General features: G+C 68.1%; 4 protein-coding genes. All 4 read left to right on the forward strand.

Features of this window, described 5'->3' with window-relative positions; all coding sequences use genetic code 11:
- The coding region (locus tag AC1DOC_RS25780) for a CorA family divalent cation transporter (protein WP_478130764.1) at window positions 1-715 on the forward strand (715 nt) is incomplete at its 5' end.
- Between the two features lie 97 nt (window positions 716-812).
- On the forward strand, window positions 813-1670 hold the full coding sequence (locus AC1DOC_RS25785; RefSeq protein ID WP_478130765.1) for a 3',5'-nucleoside bisphosphate phosphatase: 858 nt from the start codon (window positions 813-815) through the stop codon (window positions 1668-1670).
- The gene (locus AC1DOC_RS25790; RefSeq protein ID WP_478130766.1) at window positions 1667-2644 is read left to right on the forward strand and encodes a DMT family transporter; all 978 of its coding nucleotides are present in this window, start codon (window positions 1667-1669) and stop codon (window positions 2642-2644) included. Before AC1DOC_RS25785 ends, AC1DOC_RS25790 begins: the two co-directional genes overlap by 4 nt.
- A 15-nt stretch (window positions 2645-2659) precedes the next feature.
- Window positions 2660-3260 (forward strand): L-threonylcarbamoyladenylate synthase (locus tag AC1DOC_RS25795; RefSeq protein ID WP_478130767.1); only part of this gene is annotated, 601 nt, incomplete at its 3' end.

Consider the following 3260-nt stretch of genomic DNA (forward strand, 5'->3'; position numbering starts at 1 on the left):
CAACGACGTGCACTTCGAGTTCAGCTTCGAGCCCTCGGACATCTCCACGCTCTGGATCAGCGTGGGGCCGCGGCTGGTGGTCACGGCGCGCACCAAGCCGCTGCGCTCGGTCGACGCGCTGCGCACGGCGGTCAAGGCCGGCGACGCGCCGCGTTCGAGCACCGAGCTGCTGGAGCACCTGCTGCGCGCGCAGGCCGACGTGCTGGTGAAGATCGTGCGCGGCGTCACTTCGCGCATCGACCGCATCGAAGACGAATTGCTGGCCGGCCGGCTCGACCACAAGCGCGCACGGCTCGGCGTGCTGCGCCGGCTGCTGGTGCGGCTGCAGCGCCTGCTGGCGCCCGAGCCCGCCGCCCTCTTCCGCCTGCTGCAGGGCCCGCCGGCCTGGATGGCGGAGCCCGACGCGCAGGAGCTGCGCGGCTCGACCGAGGAGTTCTCGGTGGTGCTGCGCGACATGCAGGCGCTGCAGGAGCGCATCAAGCTGCTGCAGGAGGAAATTGCCGCCAATGTGAACGAGGACAACAACCGCAGCCTGTTCGTGCTGACGGTGGTGACCGTGCTCGCGCTGCCGATCAATATCCTGGCGGGCCTGTTCGGCATGAACGTGGGCGGCATTCCGCTGGCCGAGCACAAGCACGGGTTCTGGATCGTGGTGGCGATCGTCGCGAGCTTCACCGCGGTGGCTGCATGGGCGGCTTTTCGCAAGAAGCGCTGAGCCGCGCCGGCCGCCGCAGTAATGCTATTTATTTAATAGCAACCCCAATAGCATCCATGCGCCCGCATCGATGTTCCAGACCCAATAGAATGCAAATGTGTCCTCCATTCTCAATGCCGATCTGCACTGCCATTCCGTGGTTTCCGACGGCACATTGACGCCCGAAGAATTGGCCGCGCGCGCCGCCGCCAACGGGGTCGAGCTCTGGGCGCTCACCGACCATGACGAAGTCGGCGGCCAGCACCGCGCGGCCGCCGCGGCGCGCGCCAACGGCATCCGCTATCTCACGGGCACCGAAATCTCGGTGACCTTCGCCAACGAGACCGTGCACATCGTCGGCCTGGGCTTCGACCCCGACGACGCCGCCATGACGCAGGGCCTCTACGACACGCGCGGCGGCCGCGGCAAGCGCGCGCAGGAAATGTCCGAGGGGCTGGCCAAGGTCGGCATCCACGGCGCCTACGAAGGCGCGCTCAAGTTCGTCGGCAATCCTGAGCTGATCTCGCGCACCCACTTCGCGCGCTTCCTGGTCGAGCAGGGCCACTGCCGCGACACGCCCGAGGTGTTCCGCAAGTACCTGACCGAAGGCAAGCCCGGCTACGTGCCGCACCGCTGGGCCTCGCTCRAGGATGCGGTGCACTGGATCACGGCCGCCAAGGGCATGGCCGTCATCGCGCATCCGGGGCGCTACAAGTTCACCGCCAACGAGGAATACGCGCTGTTCCTCGAATTCAAGGCGCATGGCGGGCAGGCGATCGAGGTCGTCACCGGCAGCCACACGACCGCCGAATACGTCGAGTACGCCGACAAGGCGCTCGAGTTCGATTTCGCCGCCTCGCGCGGCAGCGATTTCCACAGCCCCGACGAAAGCCATTGCGATCTCGGCAAGCTGCCACCGTTGCCCGGTGCGCTCACGCCGGTGTGGGAACTGCTCAGCCACCGCATCCAGCAGTGAGCCAGAGCCCCGGGTCCGGCAGCGACAGCGCGGCAACGGCGGCACTGGCGAACGCCCGCGCCGCGGCCCGCCAGACGCGCGACCTCGAATCCGAACGCATCCTCGCGGGCATCGGCATGGTGCTGGTGGCAGTGGCCTGCTTTGCCACGCTCGACACCGCCACCAAGACCTCCACCGCCGCCGTGCCCATTCTGATGGGCGTGTGGTTCCGCTATGCCTTCCAGGCCGTGGCCACCACCGCGGTGCTGCTGCCGCGGCACGGCACCGCCCTGCTGCGCACGCAGCATCCGCGCTACCAGCTGCTGCGCGGCGCGCTGCTGCTGGTGTCGAGCACGCTGGCCTTCCTGAGCCTGCGCTACATGCCGCTGGCCGAGTTCACGTCCATCGTGCTCATTGCGCCGCTCGTCATCACCCTGCTTGCGGCCACCACGCTCAAGGAGCAGGTCTCTGCGCTGCGCTGGGTGCTGGTGGCCGGCGGCTTCGCCGGCACGCTGGTCATCCTGCGCCCGGGCGGCGATGCGTTCAGCTGGGCCGTGCTGCTGCCCATTGGGCTGGTGCTGACCAACGCCTGGTTCCAGGTGCTCACGAGCAAGCTGGCGCAGACCGAGAATCCGCTCACGATGCATTTCTATACCGGCTGGGTGGGCGCGCTGATCGCCTCGCTGGCGCTGCCCTTCGTGTGGACCGCCCTGCCCTCGTGGCACTGGTGGGCCTTGCTGTGCCTCATGGGGTTCATGGGCACGGTGGGACACTTCATCCTCATCCTGGCCTACCAGCGCRCACCGGCATCCACGCTCACGCCCTACCTCTATGCGCAGATCGCGTTTGCCATGTTCGGTGGCTGGCTGGTCTTTTCCCACGTGCCCGACCGCTTCTCGCTCATCGGCATGTCGATGATCGCGGTGTGCGGCGCGGCCGGCGCCTGGCTCACGGTGCGCGAGCGCCGCGTGCCGATCGAGCCGGCCGAATCCTGATCAGGAGTCTTTTGTATGGCCCAGTATTTCGAAGTCCACCCCGAGAACCCGCAGCAGCGGCTGCTCAAGCAGGCCGCCGCGCTCTTGCAGCGCGGCGAGATCGTGGCCGTGCCCACCGATTCGAGCTACGCGCTGGCCTGCCACCTCGACGACAAGGACGCGGTCGACCAATTGCGCCGCATCCGCCAGGTCGACGAGAAGCACCACCTCACGCTGCTGTGCCGCGACCTGAGCGAACTGGCCAACTACGCGCGAGTCGACAACAAGCAGTACCGGCTGCTGAAGGCCGCGACGCCCGGGCCCTACACCTTCCTGCTCGAGGCCACCAAGGAAGTGCCGCGGCGCGTGAGCCATCCGCAGCGCAAGACCATCGGCCTGCGCGTGCCCGACCACAAGGTGCTGCTCGAGCTGCTGATGCTGCACGGCGCGCCGCTTCTGGCCACCACGCTGATCGCGCCCGGCGAGACCGAGGCGCTGAACGACGCGCAGACCATCCGCGAGCGCTTCGAAAAGCAGATCGGCGCCGTCATCGACGCCGGCGCCTGCCCTTCGCAACCCACCACCGTGGTGGACCTCACGCCCATGGGCACGGGCGACGATCCGGTGGTGGTGCGGC

The sequence above is a fragment of the Variovorax sp. 01T439_2 genome (assembly GCF_056398445.1).